Source organism: Roseixanthobacter liquoris (assembly GCF_043195135.2).
Lineage (GTDB): Bacteria > Pseudomonadota > Alphaproteobacteria > Rhizobiales > Xanthobacteraceae > NCEH01.
Map to the genome: position 1 here is coordinate 2290679 of NZ_CM195537.1, position 18224 is coordinate 2308902.

Below are 18224 nucleotides of genomic sequence, written 5' to 3' on the forward strand. Positions count from 1 at the left end.
CATCATGTCCGACAAGGCCGAGCACGGCGAGATCATCATCATCAAGCGCCACCACGACGAGGAGCACGAAGCCCATTCGAGCGCCTGGAAGGTTGCGCACGCGGACTTCATGACGGCCATGATGGCGTTCTTCCTCATCATGTGGCTCATCAATGCCACCGACAAGGATACCCGCAAGGCGATCGCCAACTACTTCAATCCGGTGGATCTTGCTTCCTCCATCACGGAGATCAAGGGCCTGAACGATCCCGAGGACACGCAGGCCAAGGGAACATCGTCGGAGGGCGACAAGCAGAATTCGCTCAAGAACACCACCGGCGCCAAGACCGGAGCGGGTGACGACCGCCAGCAGGGCGACAAGGAGCGCAGCGCGTTCCAGGATCCCTATGCGGTGCTCAACAAGCTCGCGGGCGATGCCGACCCGAGCCCCGGCAACGTCACGGCGGATACCGCGATCGGCGACATCGGGTCGCCGGGCAGCGGCGCCGGGGACACCTCCCGCGATCCGTTCGACCCGGTTTATTGGCAGACCAACGCCGCCCGCAAGACGAAGACGGATACGGCGGGCGCCGTCAAATCCAACGCCGCTCCCGCCGGGGCGCGGCCCGACGCCACCGCGCCGCGGGCCGACGCATCGCTCCCCCGCGACAAGGAGGCTGCCCAAGCCGCCGACGCGTCGCAAGCCGCCGCCAAGGGGCAGGGTGCCGGCGCCGTGCTCAAGGCCGGTTCCGCCGCCGCCGGGCAGGCGCAGAGCGGGCAAGCGCAGAGCGGGCAGGCCCAAAGCGGCCAGGCGCAAAGCGGACAGATGCAGAGCGGGCAGCAGGCGTCCGGCCAAGGCTCCGCGGCGCAGACACCGGTGGCACAGACCCAGGCAACGCAGATCCAGGCCGCCCAGGCGCTTCAGGCCGAGCTGGGCGCGGCGCTGAAATCCACCATGGGCGCGTCCCATGCGCCGAACCTGGAAGTGAAGGCCACCAAGGAAGGTCTCGTTATCAACCTGACCGACGACATCGATTATTCCATGTTCGGTGTCGGCTCGGCGATCCCCGATGCCAAGCTCGTGCGGGCCATGGAGAAGGTGGCGAAAATCCTGGCCGCGCGGCCGGGCGAGATCGTCTTGCGCGGCCATACTGACGGGCGGCCGTTCCGTTCCGAAACCTATGACAATTGGCGCCTCTCCACGGCGCGCGCGCAGATGGCCTATTACATGCTGGTGCGCGGCGGGCTCGAAGAGGCGCGCGTGCGCCGCATCGAGGGCGTGGCCGATCGCGACCTGAAAAACCGGGTCGATCCCTATGCGGCCGCCAACCGCCGCATTGAAATTCTTCTGCGCGAGCCCGCGCCATGAATGCACGCGCCCGCATTCTGCTCGCGGGGGCGAGCCTGCTCTGCCTGCTGTCGGCGCCTGCGGCCGCGCTCGATCCCTGGGCGGGCACGCGCGCGCCCGGCGAGCAACCGGCGCCCAATCTGCCCGAAAAGCCGCCAGTGCCGGCCGCGCGCCCCAATCCGCCGGCGGCGCCCCCTGCGTCTGCGTCGACCACACCCACCACACCCACCACACCCGTTGCGCCCGTGGGCACCCCGCCCGCCACGGCGCGCCTGCCCCTGCCGCAAGCCCCCATTCCCTTGCCGGTCGCCGCGCCGTTGGAGATCCGCCGCGCTGAAGTCGCGAGCGGGGGTGAGACCGTATCGGCTCCCCCTGTGTCCACACCCTCCAGCCCGGCCGTCGCGGCTGCACCGGCGGCGGTGCAGACGGACCGCGCGATGGGCGAGGCGCTGGTGCGCGCGCTTCCGAGCGCCGCATTGCCCTTGCTGCCGCCGCCGAGCGTATCGAGCCCCTATGCTCCGGTGCCCGTGCCCCAGCAGGCGCCGGAACGCGCCCCCTTCGCGAGCCTTGCCGGCGGCGCCGATGCCCTCGTCGATGAGGCAAGCCGACCGGACCGCGACGATCTGCGCCCGGTCCTCCCTGCGCCGGTTCCACCCGCACAGCCGGCCCCGTTCGCGGTGGCGCCCGCGCCAGCCCTCCCCGCGCCAGCCCTCCCCGTGGCAGCGTCCGTGGAGGCGCCGGCTGCGGTGCCGCATGACCTTCCCGGTGAACCGGCAGAGGCCGCGACGACGCCGGCCCCGCAGGGCCATGCCGAGACGGAACCCGCCGAGAAGCCGGGGGATGTCGCCCACGCCGACGCGGGTCACGGCGAATCCGCTCCCGCCGACGCGGCTCATGGGGCGGCCCCCGACGCTCACGGAACGGCCGATTCCCACGCCAAGGAGCCGGCCGACGCGGCCGCCCACGACCAGGCCGAGAAAGACGCCCACGGCGGCGGCGACCACAAGGCCGACGGCAAGGCGCCCCCGCCGCCCGTGAAAGCCCTTGTCGTTTCCCCGCCGCCGGCCATGGCGAGCGGCATTTCGCCCATGGAGGCGGTTCGCGCCCTGCAGCGCTTGCAGGACAAGGTCGCCGCGGGCTCCGTGGAAGCCGTCGATGGCCAGCGGCGCATGCTTGCGCAGATCGATCAGGACTTCAAAGCCGCGCCGGCGGCGGTGTGGCAGGATCCGCGCAATGCCCGTGCGCTGGTGATCCACGTGCTCAGTGGCGGCAATCCTGCCGTGCTGCGCGGCATCCTCGCCCAGGAGCCTCTCCCGGCCCTCGACGAACGGCTGCTGCGCGGTGCGCTCGCCTATGTGGAAGGCCGCGAGGAGCAGGCCCTGCGCCTGTTCGGCGAGATCGATGCCCGCACCTTGCCGAACGCGCTCGGCGCGCAGGTGGCGATCGCCCAGGCGGCGACGACGGTGCGCAAGGACCCCGCGAAGGCCGCGCGCCTGCTCGATCTGGCTCGCCTTCTCATGCCCGGAACTCTGGTCGAGGAAGCGGCGCTGCGGCGCGAGATCCTGGTTGCCAGCCAGAGCGGCGACACCGACCAGTTCGCCCGCCTCTCCAAGCAATATCTCGATCGCTTCGCCCACTCGGTCTATGCGGGGAATTTCCGCCAGCGCTTTGCCGCGGCCTTGACCCGCATGCCCTTCATCGATGCTCCGGACGGCTTTCAGCGCCTCGACAGCCTGTTGCAGCCGCTCGACGAAGCCAGCCGGCGCGAAATATTCCTGCTGGTGGCGCGCAGCGCGGTCATCCAGGGCAAGGCGAGGACCACCATCACCGCCGCGGAACGCGCGCTCGCCAGCGCGCCCCCGCTGAGCAGCGATGCCGAGCGCGCGCGCCTCTATAAAGCTGCCGCGCAGGCCGCCACCCATGACGGGTTTCAACAAGCCCAGGCCGATCTCGCGACGCTGGATCGCGATCGGCTGACGCCGCCCGACGCGGCTTTGCTGGACGCCGCGCTGGTGGCCGCCGATCTGGTGCGCACCGCCCCGAACATCGCGGATGCAAGCCCCGCAACCGCGCCGAAGATGCCCGAGGCCGCGCCCGCGCGCGCATCGGCGCAGGCTGCCGCGCCGCAGGCGACGGCGTCGAGCGCTCCGCCCACGGCGGCTCCCGCTCCGGCCGCGTCGCCGCAAACGACGCTGCCGCAAGCCCCCGCGCCGCAAAACGCGGCGCTCCAGGCGCCGCGCCCGCCGGCGCCGGCGACGCCCGCGCCTTCCCCCCCGCCGGCCGTCGCCCCGTCCGCCACCGCCCTGGCAGAACCCGCACCCTCCGCCATCGAGGAGCAGGCGCGCGGCACATTGGCCAAGATCGACAAGCTTCTGAAGGAGGCTCCGCGATGACAGCGCTGGACTATTCCATCGGCCCGGGCGCCGGGCGCGGTGATATTGCCGCCGGCAAGGGCGCCGCGCGCGTCGGCGCCACGCCGGGCAATCCTGCCGAGGGCCTCGACGGCGCGGCCGGCCAGGGCTTTGCGGCGGTATTCAAGCAGATGTCCGCGCCCGCGCAGGATGCGGGCGACACGAGTGGAGCCGGCCGCGACATGCCTCAGCCCGGCGCGGATGCGCAGGCGCGCGAGCGCGAGGAGCCGGCGCTGACCGCTCCCGACGAGACGGCGAACGATGCTCCGGCGCCGGTGGTCGAGCGACATGCACATGCCGTCCGCGCCGCCAGGACCAATGGTCCGGGTTCGCTGTCCCAATTGCTCGCGGCCCTGAACCGCCCGGCCCGCACGCCGGTGACATCCGAGCCCGCGAAGGCGGAGCAGACCGACGCTCCGGCCACGGCCCGCGATCGCGCCCCGCAGGATCTCGTGGCCCTCCAAAATCCCCTGACGTTCCAAGATCTTGCGGCGTCCCAGCAGCCGGCGATGCCGCAGGATCGCCCGCCTGCTTCCGACGCGTCTCAGACCATGAAAGGCGCCGATGCGGCGACGGTGCCGGTCCCCGCTGCCGGTTCGGATGAACGCGCGGAAGCCGCGCCCCATGCACCGACGCGGGCGGAGCAGGATGCCGCCGGCGCGGCCTTCGTCACGGCGCTCGCCCGCGCCGATGCGGCTCCCGCGGCGCTGCCGACGGGTCCATCCGAGGCGGGTGCCGGGTCCGCCGGCGCTCAAGCCGGCGATTCCTTGCCTTCCGATCCCTCGGCTGGAGAACCGGGGCCGGCGATCCAGGTCTCCGTGATCTCGCGGGAAACCCATTTTGCGCCGATCCGCAGCCTGACCGGCCAGGCCCTGCCGTTCGCGCCGGCCAGCGGGCTCGGCGCGATGCCCGGCCTTGTTGCCGGTGCCCCGCCGACGCCGCCCGTCCGCAACGGGCAGGCGCCGTGGTCGGTTCGCGCCGACCTCGATGGACCGCCCGCTGCCGCCTCGCGTCCTTGGGGTGCCACGGAGTACGCGCAAGGCGCCACCGACGCATCCTCCGAGCCGGGCGCGACCGGCTCGGTCCTGCTTCCGCACGAACGCACCGTAGCGGACAGGGGCCGGCAGAGCGTCGCGGCACGCGCGGCGGAGGCGCGCCACGTCACCCATGATGAGCCGACCGGGCCGGCAGATCCGGCCGGGGACGCCCATGCCGCGCGTGGGGAAGCGCAGGACGTCGCGGCGAAGGGCCCTGCCTCCGCCGAGGCGTCGCCGGGGCCCCAGGGTCCGCAGGTTGCCGGGGCGGCGCCCCTGCCGTCGCAGGCGGGCATGCGGGCGCTCGCCGAAATGCCCACGGTGCGCCAGGTGGCCGAAGCGATTTCTTCCGAGATGGCGACCCTGGGCGCTCCGGACACCGCCGACGCGGCCGCCGGCTCGCTGGCCGGGCCGGTGCGGGTGCTGGAGATTCAGCTTCATCCCGACGACCTCGGCACGGTGAATGTGCGCATGCGCCTGACCCCCCAGGGCCTGGAGGTGCGCCTGCGCGCCAGCAATCCCGATACGGCGCGCATGTTGGAGCAGGATCGCGCCGCTTTGGGCGAGCTTCTGCGCTCCATCGGCTACCAGCCCGGCGACATCCAGATCGTCACCACCGACGGCAGCGGATTCACCGGGCTCACGGGGCATGAGACCGCGCCGTTCACGCCCGCGCCGCCCTCGGCTCCCGAAGAGCGCGGCAACGAACGCCAGCCGGGCGGCGGCTCCGGGCGCCAGCCCTCCGATTCCTCCGAACAGAAAGGTGCACGACGCGATGAAACGGGCGATCGCGACAGCTTTGGCCGGGGCGATTTCCCTCGCTGACCCCCTCTGCGCGCAAACATTCTCCACCGGCATTCCCGAGCCCATAGGGGCACGAAGTACGGCCGCGCCGCCCCCTTCCGCCCCGGCGGAAACCCCCATGGGGACGATCGCCCGCGCGCCCGCCAAGCCGGCGCAGACGACGCCGCTCGCAAAACCCGCGCAGCCGACCCCGGTCGTGCGGGCGGCGTCCGCCGTTCAACCGGGCAAGACCAGGCGCGACGCGGCCTCTACCTCGAATGTGTGTGAGCGCGAGCTGGCGCGCGCGTCGGCGACCTACAACATTCCGCTGCCCGTACTCTATGCGGTGGGATTGCAGGAGACCGGGGTGAACGGCCATCTCCAGCAATATATGCTGAACATCGCCGGCAAGGACTATCTCGCCACATCCCTGGCGGACGGCATGCGGGCCTTCAACGAGGCGCGCGCGGGGCATCAAGCTGATCGATATCGGCTGTCTGCAGGTGAATTACTATTATCACGGGCAAAAATTCCGCTCCGTCGAGCAGATGTTCGATCCACGGCTGAATGTGGACGTGGCGGCGCAGGAATTGCGCGACTGGCGCAAGAGCCAAGGCAATTGGACCATGGCGGTCGCGCGCTACAATGCCTCAAAAAACAATGTGGCGGGCCAGAAGCGCTATGTGTGCGCCGTCATCCGCCGCCTCGTGGACACGGGGATGGGCGACTGGACGCCTGAAGCGCGCAGCCTCTGCAGCGGCTGAGAGAGCGCGCGGGCAAGGCTCCCGTCATGCGGTGTCTTGATCTTGCATCCACGCACAGAAAAACCCCGCGCCCGCACGTGATGAACACGGCGGGCGCGGGGTTTTTATTTCGGAGATCAGTTGAACAGGGAGTCGATATCGTCCTGCGACACCACATTGGCATCGTCGGCGAGCGAGGGGCCGTTCAGCAGGGCGGCATCGCCCTCGCGGACCTGGGGAATGATGGAATTCGCCGTCGCCACCTCGGCCGCGCCGCCCCAGATGTTCGCCATGCTGGCGATGCGCTCCTCGACGAAGCGCAGCAGCTTCACCACCTTGCCGATGCGCTGGCCGGAAATATCCTGGAAGTTGCAGGCCTCGAACACCTTGATGGTCTGGGCCTGGATCGCCTCCGCCAGCGCCAGGTCATCGCCCACCAGGGAGCGCGACAGCTTGGTGGCCAGGGCCTCGATATCCTCGGCCGCGCTCAGAATGGTTTCAGTCGCCGTTTCGGTGGCGGCAACCACCGCATCCAGCTCGTCGGTGGCGCGGAACAATTGCTCGCCCCCACCCCCTTCGGCATGCAGGGCGGCGATCTCGGATTTGGTATTCTGGATCGCTTCCTGGATGGTCTCCAGCCCCGCCCACAGGGCGTTGCGATCGCGCTCCTTGTCCATGAGCGGGTTGCGATACTTGAAGGTCTCGATCTCCCCCCGCATCTGGGAGAGCTCGGCCAGAATGCGATCCAGCTGGCCATCGACCGGGCTGGGCTGACCGAAGTCGGCATCAGCGGGCATGCGCGTCGAAGCTTCAATGCGAAACGGTCGCCGACTCGCGGACATCCCGACCTCCAGTATTCGAAGATTAAGTTGTCTCTTTATATTTCAAACACCCCTCCGAACACCAGCCCACCGCCTGCGACGCTGCAAGCTTCGCGCAAGGCGACCTCCGGTAAAAGAAACGACAAGAGCCGATGAGACATCTCTCGGTCGGCATTTCTTATGCCCTCAAACGGAGCGTCCCATGGCGGTAGACCTTTCGATGAAAATTCTTGTGGTGGACGACTACAAGACCATGGTTCGGATCATTCGGAACCTCCTGAAGCAGATAGGCTTCGAGGATGTCGACGAGGCGTCCGACGGCACCGAGGCGCTCTCGCTGCTCAAGGTGAACAAATACGGCCTCGTGATCTCCGACTGGAACATGGAGCCCATGACCGGATATGAATTGCTGAAGCGCGTGCGCGACGACGAGGTGCTCAAGGAAACCCCGTTCATCATGGTGACCGCCGAAGCCAAATCGGAAAACGTCATCGCGGCGAAGAAGGCGGGCGTCAGCAATTATATCGTCAAGCCGTTCAATGCGCAGACGCTGAAGGGCAAGATCGACACCGTGTTCGAGGCCTGATCTTCCGATCTGCGTTCGGCGCGTATGGACCTGCGCGCGTCGCAAACCAAGCCATCCCGAGTAGTACCTCCAGCGCCCGGCCCTCGTGCCGGGCGTTTGGATTCTGAGCCCCGCGACCGGGCGCGCCAGCCCTCCTGTTCCCGGCCGTGCGGCCGGTGCCGAGGGTCCTCCGGGCGGGTCCGCCCCAGGTCCGCCACTGGCCGGCGGCGAATGCATCCACCTCACATTCGAAAGATTCCAAATCCACCCAGAATGGAGGGAATAGCGCCCGGAAACGGAAGCATGCCTCCCCGCATAATACCGACTGGATCAATCTTCCTCACCAGAACACCGTTTGGGCTGAAAAACCCGCTCCAGATCGTGCCGCTAAGCCGAAACCACCGCTGATGGTGCTCCAAATCAGCACCAACTCTCGTTGTGGCAGAAGCAATTACTTCATACCAATTCAACAACGGAACGGGAGCTGCTGGCTCTTACCGGAAAAACATCCCGCACCAAGAATTAAGATTGAGCCTGAACGGCCGAAATTCTGAGGAGCAGTGCCATGTATGTGGTTGTCGATCCCCGCGCATCTGTCGCCGAGAGCTATGTTTCCGGATTTTCTCGCGAAGGATTTTCATCCCTCGGCTTCGGGCATGGTGAATTCAAGGAATGGCTGCAATCCGCATCCGACCAAGACTTGGGCGCGGTTCAGGGTTTCTTGCCGGGCGACTTTGAGTCCCGCAATTCCTATCCGGAAATGATCCGCACCCACTCCCGTGCGCCGGTGATCGCGCTGGAAGACATCAAGTCGCTGTCCCAGACGCTCGAGCTCTACACTGCCGGCATCGATGACGTGGTGCGCAAGCCGGTTCATGTCCGTGAGATCGTCGCCCGGTCGGACGCCGTGTGGCGCCGCATGAACACCAATAACGGCCCCGCCACCACGGGCCGGCTCAGCGTGTATTTCGACGGCCGCGATCCGGCGGTGGACGGCGTGCCGCTCCCCTTGCCCCGCCGCGAGCGCCATATCCTCGAATACCTGGTCAAGAACAGCAAGCGCCGCGTCACCAAGACCCAGATCTTCAACACCATCTACGGCATCTTCAACGAGGACGTCGACGAGAGCGTGATCGAAGGCCACATGAGCAAGCTGCGCAAGAAGCTGCGCATGCGCCTCGGCCACGACGTCATCGATGCCAAGCGCTACATCGGTTACCAATTCGTCGGTTGATCTCCCACAGCCCGACGTCACTGGCCGCCTCGTCGCCCCCCCGACGAGGCGGCTTTTCTTTTTTCGGCCAGCGTGTTGCGGGGCCGGCGGGCCGGGGCTCGCAAGCTTCGGTCCAGCTTCCGCGTTTAAGACCGGTTCGATCCTGACTGCCACATGCGACGGCAGGACCTGCCTGGACTTGCCTTTCCGGAGACACACATGCGCCTCACCCTCAAAACTTCGCTTATCGGAACCGTGCTGATTCTGCTGGTCTGCCTGCTCGGGCAAGTGGTGATCGCAACAGTGGTGCTCAATCGCGTCAACACCTCCGCTCAGGACATCTCAACCAATTGGCTGCCGAGCGTGCGTGTCCTGGGCGAACTGAAGTACCAGCTCGCGCGCATCCGGGTCGCGGGCGTCCGCAAGGCGGTCATGACGAACCCGGCCGACATCAAGGCCCTCGATGTGCGCGTGGAGAAGCTCCAGAGCGAACTCAAGGCGACCAGCGCGACCTATGAAAAGCTGATCAGCTCGCCCGAGGAACAGCAATTGTGGAATACGGTCAAGGAGAAGATCACCCTTTATAATGCCGCGATGGATCGCGTGTTTGCCGCCCAGAGCGCCGGCGATACGGAATTGACCTTGAAGCTGGTCGGTGATGCCTCCACCGCCTTCGACGCTCTGCTTGTTCCGCTGGAAGCCGACGTCAAGCTCAACAATGACGGCGCCGACCTTGCTGCCCAAACCGCCGAATCCGCCTTCACCACGGCGCGCGCCAGCATGCTCGGCGCCAGCGCTTTCGCCATCGCCGTGTCGGCGTTCGCGATCGCCTTCATCTTCTTCGGCGTCACGCGTCCGCTGACCAATATCACCGAAGCCATGAAGCGCATCTCCGGCGGCGCGCTCGAGACCGAGATCATGGGCCTGACGAAGTCCAACGAACTCGGCGAGATGGCCCGCGCCCTGAGCGTGTTCCGCGACAATCTCGTGGATAACGAGCGCCTGCGCCTCGAGCAGATCCGCAAGGATGAGGAGATGACCGCGAAGATCATCGCCGAGCGCAATGCCATCGCCAATGCGTTCCAGCAGACCATGGGCAGCCTTGCCGAGCGCTTCGCCTCCTCGTCCAACGAAGTGGCCGACGCGGCGCGGGGGCTCTCCGCGAGCGCCGAGGAAACCTCGCGCCAGGCCCATGCGGTGTCCAGCGCGGCGGAAGGCGCCTCCACCAACGTGCAGACCGTCGCCGCCTCCGCCGAGGAGCTTTCCGCCTCGATCCGCGAAGTGAGCGAGCAGGTGGCGAATTCCGCCAAGATCGCCCACTCGGCCGCCGACGAGGCCGGCCGCACCAGCGACAATATCCGCGCCCTTTCGGCGGCCGCCAATTCGATCGGCGGCGTGCTGAACCTGATCAAGGACATCGCCGAGCAGACCAACCTGCTCGCCCTCAACGCCACCATCGAGGCGGCACGGGCCGGGGATGCGGGGCGCGGCTTCGCCGTGGTCGCCGCCGAGGTCAAGGAACTGGCGGCCCAGACCGCCAAGGCCACCGACGAGATCGCCGCCAAGATCGGCGAGATCCAGGAGGCGACCGGCGCCACCGTGACGTCGATCGGCTCCATCGTCTCGACCATCAACTCCATCCGTGACGTGACGGGCGCCATTTCCAACGCCATCGAGGAACAGCGCGTCGCCACCAGCGAAATCGCCGGCAACACCCATCGTGCCGCCGAGGGCGCGAGCCAGGTGACGCTCAACATGACCGAAGTCGGCAAGGCCGCCGGCTCCACCGGTTCCGCCGCGACCCAGCTGATGAGCCTGTCGTCGGCCCTGTCCGAGCAGTCGCAATCCATGGAGACCGAGGTCACCCGGTTCGTCAGCTCGCTCCGCGCCGCCTGAACGCCGCGCATCCGAAAAGCAAGGCGGTGCCCGCCGGGCGCCGCCTTCATTTTGTTTAGACGCCCCTCGCACGCCACCGCCTTCTTCCGCCCCCTGCTGCGGACACCGGTGAAGCCCGGCACGATCGGCCCCCCGATTACCCCCGCGTCCCCCTGATGGGCGCGGCCTGCCGCGGAACATCTCCCTTCTGTGCCCTCGCGCCGGGCGGCCACTGGCGCCCATCCGTATCGACAGCCGCGCCCGCCGGCGCCTTTTGGTGCCGGCTTGGCGGTCTTTGACGGCGAGGGCGTCGGCGCGCCGGCTCCGGTACGGCAGCCATCGCCAAATTCGATCCCACACCGCCGAGATCCAGCCCGATGCGCCCGTCCCCTTCGTCCGCGGGGTGTGGCCGGGCGCGGGGAGGCGGGGTGCGAAGCCGACGCCTCAGCCGTGCCGCCATCCTGCGCGACCGGTTCCTCCCGGCAGAGCCAATCGGCCGCCGGTGGCCCCTTTCTCCCGCCGCTCCGCGATGTCCTCAAGGCCGAGAAGGCCAGGGCTCGGCGCGTCCTCGCCCGGTCCGGCGGAAGCAGGGGATCTGAAGTCCCTCGCGTGCCGGCCGGAGGTTGGGCGATCCAGGCGGGACGAGCGCAGGGCGCCGTATGGTCCGGCGGAGCGCATGTCTTTGCGCATGGAGGCGCGCACAGGGACGGGAAGGGCGGGAGCATCCATGCGCGCTTGCCCGGCCGGGCCACCTTGCCATGGAGAGATCGGGACGATCGTCCGCCTGCTCTCAGCAGGGCACTTGCCCGCGTGCGTCGCACAGCGGGAAGCGTCAAGCCCAGCACGCCGCGCAAAAATAAACCCCGCCGGATTGCGGCGGGGCTGGTCGGCTGCGCGGGTGCGCCCGATGGGCGCTTGCCACGAATGCTGTCCGGACAGGCCGCCGGCGCAGGTGGGCCTTGGGGCGTCGTCAGTAGGTCGTCAGTAGAAGGAGCGCACCAGCCCGCTCACCAGGATGTTCCAGCCGTCGATCAGGATGAAGAACAGGATCTTGAACGGCAGCGAGATCACCGAGGGCGGCATCATCATCATGCCCATGGACATCACCAGCGTCGCCACGATCATATCGATGATCAGGAACGGCAGCACGATCAGGAAGCCGATCTCGAAGCCGCGCCGCAGCTCGGAAATCATGAAGGCCGGGATCAGGACGCGCATGTCGATCTTCTCCTCCGGCGCGTTCGCCGCCTTCGGCGGGGCCGGCAGGGGGGCGGCAAGCTTGCGGTCGGTCTTCTCGGCATTCGCCTGGGCGATGTCCGCGAACAATTGAAGATCCTTGCCGCGCACCTGGGAGAGCATGAAATCGCGGAACGGATCGGCGATCCGCGCGATCGCTTCTTCTTCCGTGATCTTCTGCTCGGTCAGCGGGCGCACGCCCTCCTGCCAGGCGCGATCGAAGGTCGGACCCATGATGTAGAAGGTCATGAACAGCGACAGGCTGATCAGCACGAGGTTCGCCGGCGTCGATTGCAGGCCGAGGCCGGAGCGCAGGAAGGATAGGGCGATGGCGAGGCGCGTGAAGCTCGTCATCATGATGAGCAGGCCCGGCGCCACCGACAGAACCGTCAGCAGCGCCACCATCTGGATGATGCGCCCGCTGGTGCTGCCGCCGCCGCTGTCGGGCAGCAATTGGTCGAGATTGAGGGTCTGCGCCGCGGCCGGCTCGGCGGCGAGCAGCAGGCCGCCGGCGAGCAGCAGGGCGCAGGCGGGCAGGGCGGGCCGGTTCACTGCACCACCAGGGTTTCGAGCACGAGTTCGCTGACCTTGCCTTCGGAGCGGATGCCGGCGCGTTCGTTGAGATCTTCGCGCAGGTGCTGGAGCGCGCTCGGTCCCTCCAGCTGGCTGAGCGAGAGCGTGCGCACATAGGCCATGATGTCTTCGCGGATCTCGCTGGCGGTCACCTGCGGGTTTGCCAGCGCGCCGGTCTTGAAGATGATCGTGGATTCGAGGCGCGCGAAGGTTCCCGAGGGGGCGGCCAGGTTCACAACCACCGGCTTCAGGGCCTGCGCGGTCAGGGTGCCGGAATAGGCGAGCGGCTCCGGCTTCTTCTCCGGCTCGACCGGCGGCTTTGCGGCGACCACCTTTTCCACCGTGCCCGCGAGCTGATAGCCGAGCCCGCCGCCCATCACCACGCCGAGCACGGTGAGGATGAGCAGCGCGAGAATCATGCCCCCGCCCTTCTTGGCAGGGGCGGCCCCGGGCTCGGGGGTGGCTTTCTTGGCGGGTGCGGCGGCCATTTTTTCTGTTTTCTCCACCTAGAAGGGAACGACCATGTCGTAGATGCGCTGGCCCCAGGCGGGCTGCTGGACATCGGTCTGGCGACCGCGTCCGGCGTAGGAAATGCGCGCCTCGGCGATCTTGTCGTAGGGGATGATATTGTTCGCGGAGACGTCGAGCGGATTGACGATGCCGCCGATGTTCAGGACGCGCACCTCATAGTTGACCAGGATTTCCTGCGAGCCGCTGATGACGAGATTGCCGTCGGGCATCACCTCGGTGACCACCACCGCGATGGACAGCCGCAGCTTTTCCGAGCGGTCGATGGTGCCCTTGCCGGTGGTGCTGGTGGACGAGTTCGTATCCAGATTGCCCGAGCCGGCGGCCGCGTTCGCGCCCTTGCCGAAACCCGAAAGGTTCAGCGCGGCATCGGCGCCGAGCTTGGTCTTGGAATCCCGCGAGCGGTCGGTCGCATTGTCGAACTGCGCCTTATCGTCGATGGCGATCGCCACGCGGATCACGTCGCCCACCTTGGAGGCGCGCAGGTCGCGGTACATGCTCTGCCCGTTGGCCTGGTCCCAGGTCGAGCGGAAGCTGCGCTGCGCCGGCTGGCGGAAGGCCATGGGCACCGGCTGGCGCGTGGTGTCGAGCCCGGTTCCCACCGGGGTCAGCGCAGGCCCGAAGGCGAGGCTGTCATAGGTGGTCTGGCAGCCCGCCAGCGCGATCGCAAGGCCGAGGGCGGACGCCACGCGGGCGACGCGCGGGCGATTCGAAATCAGGTGCATCAGCTGGCCCGCCCGTCGACCGTCCGGCGGCCGAGGCCGACCATGATGGAGGTGAGGCGCGCCGCGCGGGGCGGGTCCATCTCGTTGAGGATGGCGCTTGCGACGCGCGGGGTCAGCTTGGCCAGCACGGCGGCCGCGGCTTCCTCGCCCATGGCGGAGATCTGCGCGGAGGCGGCATCCGGGCGCATCTGGGAGATGACGGAGATGAGCGAATCGTCGGCCTTCTTCAGGAACACTTCGCGGCGTTGCAGCCAGTCCTGATATTCCGCGCGCTTGGCTTCCAGCGCGGCGATGCGGGCTTCGATGTCCTTCTCCATGGCCGCCAGGGCCTCCTTCTGCCGCGCGAAGCGGGCGTCGGAGGCGGCGTTGACGATGGAGCGGCAATATTGGATGGCATTGTCCTCGCGCCCGGCATCGGCGACGGCCACCTCCTGCGGCTTGGCCGCGGGGGCGCTCTGGGCACGCGCCTCCTGGCCGACGCCGACCAACACGGTGCAGAGCACCAGCAGCAGGGGCAGCGTCAAGGCGCGGGGGCGGGCCGGGGCGTCCTTGCGGGCGTTGTCGCGCCGCATGAGGATCGCGCCGTCGAGCAGTTCGATGAGATAGCGCTTGTCCTCGCGCAGGCGCTTCATCTGCGCCTGCACCAGCAGGGAGATGCAGGCCGCGCCGGTGGCAAGGCCGGTCATGAAGATCAGCAGAGATGGAAGCAGAGCGGACATGGTTGCGGTCATCGAGCATCCTCCCGTCGAATTGGGCACGGGCTCTGCGGCGGCGGGCGGCCGTTGCCGTCGCCGGCAGCAGAGGGCGCGGGTTTCAGGATCAAAGCCGGATATCGCCGAGACAGGCTTTTCGCGCTGTCGTGCAGGTCTCGCAGAATGGTGTTCCATTCTTGCGCGCGGGTGGCTTTGCGCCGCCTCACGTCCCGCCTCTCTCCATGATTCCGTTCTAGGGGGAGTGGCTTGCGCGACGCTGACCGCCGCGCCGTCCTCGCGGGCTCTACTGGAAGACCAGCTCGGCCTGGAGCGCGCCGGAGGTCTTCACCGCCTGGAGGATCGAGATGATGTCGTTCGGCTTCAGGCCGAAGCGGTTGAGCCCGTTCACCAGGGTTTGCAGATTGGTGCCGGAGACGATGCCGATCGGCCCGCCGGTTTCCTGCGCATTGATGTCGGTGCGCGGCACCACCACGGTCTCGCCATAGGAGAAGGGTGCGGGCTGTGACACCACCGGGGTTTCCTGCACCTGCACCGTGAGATTGCCTTGCGTGACGGCAAAGGTGGAAACCTGCACGTTGCGCCCGATCACAACGGTGCCCGTGCGCTGGTCCACCACCACCTTGGCCGGGGTGTCGGGAGTGACGGTGAGGTCACCCAGCTCGGCGATGAAACGGGCGGGATTGGCCTGCGGCGGGCGCTGCACCACCACGGTGCGCAGGTCGCGCTCGCGGGCGAGCGGGCGGCCGTAGCGCTCGCGGGTATAGGCATTGATCACGTCCGCCATCATGGCGGCGGTCTTGAAATCGGGATTGTTGAGATCGATGACGATCTCCGGCAGATCGCGCAGCTGGCCGGAGAGCTGGCGTTCCACCAGCGCGCCATTGGCGATGCGCCCGGCCGTGGGCACGCCCTGGGTCAGGGTTTCCGCCTGGCCGGTGATGGCGATGCCGGATACCAGCTGGCCTTGCGCCACCGCATAGACGAGATTGTCGGCGCCGCTGAGCGGGGTGGTGAGCAAGGTGCCGCCGCGCAGCGAGGTGGCATCGCCGAGCGAGGCGATGGTGACGTCGATGCGGGTGCCGATGGCGGCAAAAGCCGGGAGATTCGCGGTCACCGCCACGGCGGCGATGTTGCGGGCGCGCAATTGCAGCCCCTGCACATTGATGCCCATGCGGTCGAGCATGGATTGCAGGGCCTGTTCGGTGAACGGGGAATTGCGCAGCGTGTCGCCGGTGCCCTGAAGGCCGATGACGAGGCCGTAGCCGATCAGCTGATTGTCGCGCACGCCCTGGATGCTGGAAATGTCCTTGATCCGCGTGCCGCCCGCGGCGGCGGAAGCCCCGCCGGCCATGCCGGCGGTGAGCAGCAGGCCGAACGCGACCAGAAGATGGGGAAGCGCGCGAAGGCGCGGCAGCGCGCGGGCCTTCATTTCATGCTCACGCGCACGGAGCCGTCGGTCTGCACGACGCCCAGGATGGTCTGGCCGCTGTCCATGTTCTTGAGGCGGACGACGGCGCCGGCGACACCGGATTCCAGCGCGGTCGCATAGCCGGAAATCGAAAGGCCGCCTTCCTCCAGGCGCACCCGCGTCGCGGCGCCCTTGGTGACGAGGGGAACCTCGGAAACCGAATTGAGCGGAATCGGCTGCCCCGCCACCAGCAGGCGGCGGGCGGCCTTGCCGATCAGCGAAGGCGTGCCGGCCATCGTGCCCGAGCGGGCGACGGCGGATTGCGGCATCATGCGCTCGGTGAGCATGCCGGCGGTGATGACGTCGCCGGGGAAGATCGTCACGGCGGGAACCGGCACCGGAATGTCCTCGCTCGCCGCGACGGTCGGCGCGGGCGGGCGCGGTGCGGCGACATCGCCGGTGCTCGGCGCCGGAGGCGTCGGCTCGCGGCTGGCTTCCGCCTGCGCCGCCATGGCGGAGATGGTCTGCGCGCGGCCGGCGACAGGCAGCGCGCAGAACAGCGCGAACAGGCCGAGCGCAGCCCAGGACGCCGGACTGCGGGTGAAGCGTCGCGCCATGTGCGCACCTTCGGTGCGGGACGCGCGAAGCGGCGCCGGCGCGGGGAGATGTGCGGACATGGGGAGCCTCATGGCGATCAGCGGATGCCCTTGGAAACCGTGCTCGCCATTTCGTCGGCGGCCTGGATCACCTTCGAGTTCATTTCATAGGCGCGCTGGGCGGAGATCAGCTCGGTGATTTCCTTGACCGGGTCGACGTTGGAGCCCTCCAGATAGCCTTGCTGGATGGTGCCGAAGCCCACGTCGCCGGCGACGCTCACCACAGGCTGGCCGGAGGCTGCGGTCTCGCGATACAGGTTGTTCCCCAGAGGATCGAGGCCGGAATCATTGGCGAAGTTCGCGACGCTGAGCTGGCCCAGCAATTGCGGATTCTGCTGGTTCGGGATCTGGGCATAGACCTGCCCGGAATCGTTGATGACGATGCCCGTCGCATTGGCGGGGAAGGTGATGGCCGGCATCACCGCATAGCCGTCGGAGGTGACGAGCTGGCCGGCTGGCCCCTTGTTGAAGGAACCGGCGCGCGTGTAGAGCGTCTCGCCCGACGGGCTTGTGACCTCGAACCAGCCGCGCCCGTTAATGGCGAGATCGAGCGGGTTGCCGGTCTGCGCGAGCGGACCCTGGATGTGCAGATTGCGGATGCCGACCGTGCGCACGCCGAGGCCGATGCGGGCGCCCTCGGGGATCGGCCCGGCGCCATCCTGGTTGGGCACGCCCTGGGCGCGTTCGGCCTGATACAGCAGATCGGAGAATTCCGCGCGGGCGCGCTTGAATCCGGTGGTGTTGATGTTCGCGATATTGTTCGCGATCACCTCCACATTGGTCTGCTGGGCGGACATTCCGGTGGCGGCAATAGCTAGGGCGCGCATGTCTTATCCTCAGATCGCCATCCGGCTGATTTCCTGGTAGGCGGCGACAACCTTGTCGCGCACCGCGATCGCAGTTTGCAGGGTCTGTTCCGCCGACATGATCGCCTCCACCACGTGATGGACCGAGGCCTTGCCGGCGATGCCCGAGATCGCCGCGCTCTCGCCCTGCTTGAGGGTGGTCACGGCGTTGGACGACATCTGCGAGAGCATGTCGGTGAAATCGGACGGGGCCGGGCCGGCGCCGGGCGCGACCTGGGACGCCGTCTGCGTCGTCATCTGGGTGTCGGTGCGCGTCGCGCCGAGGCTGGTGCTGGAGCTGCGCGAGAGCGCGCTGAAATTGACCGCGTCGATCATGCTCAACTCCTCAGGAGGTCGATGGTCATCGCCACCATGGAGCGGGCCTGCTTGATCATCTGGAGGTTGGCCTCATAGGAGCGGCCCGCCTCGCGCATGTCGGCCATTTCCAGCAGCGTGTTCACGTTCGGCATTTTCACCTGCCCGGAGGCATCGGCGGCGGGATTGCCGGGGTCGTATTCGGTCTGGAACGGCGCGCGGTCGCGGCCCAGGGACTTCACGCGAACCGTGGAGGCGCCGAGCGCGCGGTCCAGTTCGGCGGAGAACTGGACGGTCTTGCGCGCGTAGGGATCGGCGCCCGGCGCATTGCCGGTGGAACGCGCATTGGCGACGTTTTCCGCCGCGATGCGCAGGCGCGTGGACTGGGCCTCCAGGCCGGCGGCGGCGATCCCGGAGGCGGCCCGCAGCGGATCGAGGGTGAGGACGGTCATG

Annotated in this window: 17 protein-coding genes; 7 read left to right on the top strand and 10 right to left on the bottom strand. The window is 68.1% G+C overall.

Annotated elements, in window-relative coordinates:
• Positions 1-4 precede the first annotated feature (4 nt).
• The 4 genes from V5F84_RS10085 to V5F84_RS10100 all read left to right on the top strand — a co-directional run bounded on the left by V5F84_RS10085 (position 5) and on the right by V5F84_RS10100 (position 6319).
• A complete protein-coding gene (locus V5F84_RS10085) occupies positions 5-1348 on the top strand; it encodes a MotB family protein (RefSeq protein WP_394042728.1) in 1344 nt (447 codons plus the stop codon).
• On the top strand, positions 1345-3720 hold the full coding sequence (locus V5F84_RS10090; RefSeq protein WP_394042726.1) for a MotC family chemotaxis protein: 2376 nt from the start codon (positions 1345-1347) through the stop codon (positions 3718-3720). Before V5F84_RS10085 ends, V5F84_RS10090 begins: the two co-directional genes overlap by 4 nt.
• Complete coding sequence (gene fliK / locus V5F84_RS10095) at positions 3717-5597, top strand: flagellar hook-length control protein FliK (RefSeq protein ID WP_394042725.1); 1881 nt, start codon at positions 3717-3719, stop codon at positions 5595-5597. The genes V5F84_RS10090 and fliK overlap by 4 nt, the downstream gene beginning before the upstream one ends.
• Before the next feature lie 461 nt (positions 5598-6058).
• On the top strand, positions 6059-6319 hold the full coding sequence (locus tag V5F84_RS10100; RefSeq protein WP_394042724.1) for a transglycosylase SLT domain-containing protein: 261 nt from the start codon (positions 6059-6061) through the stop codon (positions 6317-6319).
• Between the two features lie 116 nt (positions 6320-6435).
• On the opposite strand, the gene V5F84_RS10105 is transcribed toward V5F84_RS10100, so the two are convergent.
• The gene (locus V5F84_RS10105) at positions 6436-7095 is read right to left on the bottom strand and encodes a protein phosphatase CheZ (RefSeq protein ID WP_394042722.1); all 660 of its coding nucleotides are present in this window, start codon (positions 7093-7095) and stop codon (positions 6436-6438) included.
• Positions 7096-7321: 226 nt separating this feature from the next.
• Here V5F84_RS10105 and V5F84_RS10110 point away from each other — a divergent pair, with 226 nt between their 5' ends.
• The 3 genes from V5F84_RS10110 to V5F84_RS10120 all read left to right on the top strand — a co-directional run bounded on the left by V5F84_RS10110 (position 7322) and on the right by V5F84_RS10120 (position 10793).
• Entirely contained in the window at positions 7322-7705 is a 384-nt protein-coding gene (locus V5F84_RS10110) for a response regulator (RefSeq protein ID WP_348846252.1), read from the top strand.
• A 544-nt stretch (positions 7706-8249) separates the two neighbouring features.
• Positions 8250-8918, top strand: a complete 669-nt coding sequence (locus tag V5F84_RS10115) for a response regulator transcription factor (protein WP_394042721.1) — start codon at positions 8250-8252, stop codon at positions 8916-8918.
• 198 nt (positions 8919-9116) lie between these two features.
• Complete coding sequence (locus V5F84_RS10120; RefSeq protein WP_394042719.1) at positions 9117-10793, top strand: methyl-accepting chemotaxis protein; 1677 nt, start codon at positions 9117-9119, stop codon at positions 10791-10793.
• A 960-nt stretch (positions 10794-11753) separates the two neighbouring features.
• On the opposite strand, the gene fliP is transcribed toward V5F84_RS10120, so the two are convergent.
• The 9 genes from fliP to flgC all read right to left on the bottom strand — a co-directional run bounded on the left by fliP (position 11754) and on the right by flgC (position 18223).
• A complete protein-coding gene (gene fliP, locus V5F84_RS10125) occupies positions 11754-12560 on the bottom strand; it encodes a flagellar type III secretion system pore protein FliP (protein ID WP_394042718.1) in 807 nt (268 codons plus the stop codon).
• Complete coding sequence (locus V5F84_RS10130) at positions 12557-13069, bottom strand: flagellar basal body-associated FliL family protein (protein ID WP_394042717.1); 513 nt, start codon at positions 13067-13069, stop codon at positions 12557-12559. The genes fliP and V5F84_RS10130 overlap by 4 nt, the downstream gene beginning before the upstream one ends.
• Before the next feature lie 18 nt (positions 13070-13087).
• Positions 13088-13834: a flagellar basal body L-ring protein FlgH gene (locus V5F84_RS10135; protein WP_394042716.1), complete on the bottom strand. Its 747-nt coding sequence runs from the start codon at positions 13832-13834 to the stop codon at positions 13088-13090.
• The gene (locus tag V5F84_RS10140) at positions 13834-14565 is read right to left on the bottom strand and encodes a MotE family protein (protein WP_394042715.1); all 732 of its coding nucleotides are present in this window, start codon (positions 14563-14565) and stop codon (positions 13834-13836) included. The genes V5F84_RS10135 and V5F84_RS10140 overlap by 1 nt, the downstream gene beginning before the upstream one ends.
• Positions 14566-14830: 265 nt before the next feature.
• Positions 14831-15976 carry a flagellar basal body P-ring protein FlgI gene (flgI, locus tag V5F84_RS10145; protein WP_394042714.1) on the bottom strand — a complete coding sequence of 382 codons (1146 nt, stop codon included), beginning with the start codon at positions 15974-15976 and terminating at the stop codon, positions 14831-14833.
• On the bottom strand, positions 15973-16632 hold the full coding sequence (flgA, locus tag V5F84_RS10150; RefSeq protein WP_394042713.1) for a flagellar basal body P-ring formation chaperone FlgA: 660 nt from the start codon (positions 16630-16632) through the stop codon (positions 15973-15975). The genes flgI and flgA overlap by 4 nt, the downstream gene beginning before the upstream one ends.
• Before the next feature lie 17 nt (positions 16633-16649).
• Positions 16650-17438 carry a flagellar basal-body rod protein FlgG gene (gene flgG / locus V5F84_RS10155; RefSeq protein ID WP_394042712.1) on the bottom strand — a complete coding sequence of 263 codons (789 nt, stop codon included), beginning with the start codon at positions 17436-17438 and terminating at the stop codon, positions 16650-16652.
• A gap of 9 nt (positions 17439-17447) precedes the next feature.
• Complete coding sequence (fliE, locus tag V5F84_RS10160; RefSeq protein WP_394042711.1) at positions 17448-17792, bottom strand: flagellar hook-basal body complex protein FliE; 345 nt, start codon at positions 17790-17792, stop codon at positions 17448-17450.
• 2 nt (positions 17793-17794) lie between these two features.
• Positions 17795-18223: a flagellar basal body rod protein FlgC gene (flgC, locus tag V5F84_RS10165; RefSeq protein WP_394042710.1), complete on the bottom strand. Its 429-nt coding sequence runs from the start codon at positions 18221-18223 to the stop codon at positions 17795-17797.
• Between the last annotated feature and the right edge of the window lies 1 nt (position 18224).

Bases quoted from the DNA above. Each gene is read 5' to 3' on its own strand.
- flgI (WP_394042714.1), bottom strand. From the start codon at position 15,976: ATGAAGGCCCGCGCGCTGCCGCGCCTTCGCGCGCTTCCCCATCTTCTG.
- V5F84_RS10090 (WP_394042726.1), top strand. From the start codon at position 1,345: ATGAATGCACGCGCCCGCATTCTGCTCGCGGGGGCGAGCCTGCTCTGC.
- V5F84_RS10130 (WP_394042717.1), bottom strand. From the start codon at position 13,069: ATGGCCGCCGCACCCGCCAAGAAAGCCACCCCCGAGCCCGGGGCCGCC.
- V5F84_RS10105 (WP_394042722.1), bottom strand. From the start codon at position 7,095: ATGCCCGCTGATGCCGACTTCGGTCAGCCCAGCCCGGTCGATGGCCAG.
- fliE (WP_394042711.1), bottom strand. From the start codon at position 17,792: ATGATCGACGCGGTCAATTTCAGCGCGCTCTCGCGCAGCTCCAGCACC.
- V5F84_RS10110 (WP_348846252.1), top strand. From the start codon at position 7,322: ATGGCGGTAGACCTTTCGATGAAAATTCTTGTGGTGGACGACTACAAG.
- V5F84_RS10085 (WP_394042728.1), top strand. From the start codon at position 5: ATGTCCGACAAGGCCGAGCACGGCGAGATCATCATCATCAAGCGCCAC.
- V5F84_RS10135 (WP_394042716.1), bottom strand. From the start codon at position 13,834: ATGCACCTGATTTCGAATCGCCCGCGCGTCGCCCGCGTGGCGTCCGCC.
- V5F84_RS10140 (WP_394042715.1), bottom strand. From the start codon at position 14,565: ATGACCGCAACCATGTCCGCTCTGCTTCCATCTCTGCTGATCTTCATG.
- flgG (WP_394042712.1), bottom strand. From the start codon at position 17,438: ATGCGCGCCCTAGCTATTGCCGCCACCGGAATGTCCGCCCAGCAGACC.
- V5F84_RS10120 (WP_394042719.1), top strand. From the start codon at position 9,117: ATGCGCCTCACCCTCAAAACTTCGCTTATCGGAACCGTGCTGATTCTG.
- V5F84_RS10115 (WP_394042721.1), top strand. From the start codon at position 8,250: ATGTATGTGGTTGTCGATCCCCGCGCATCTGTCGCCGAGAGCTATGTT.
- flgA (WP_394042713.1), bottom strand. From the start codon at position 16,632: ATGTCCGCACATCTCCCCGCGCCGGCGCCGCTTCGCGCGTCCCGCACC.
- flgC (WP_394042710.1), bottom strand. From the start codon at position 18,223: ATGACCGTCCTCACCCTCGATCCGCTGCGGGCCGCCTCCGGGATCGCC.
- fliK (WP_394042725.1), top strand. From the start codon at position 3,717: ATGACAGCGCTGGACTATTCCATCGGCCCGGGCGCCGGGCGCGGTGAT.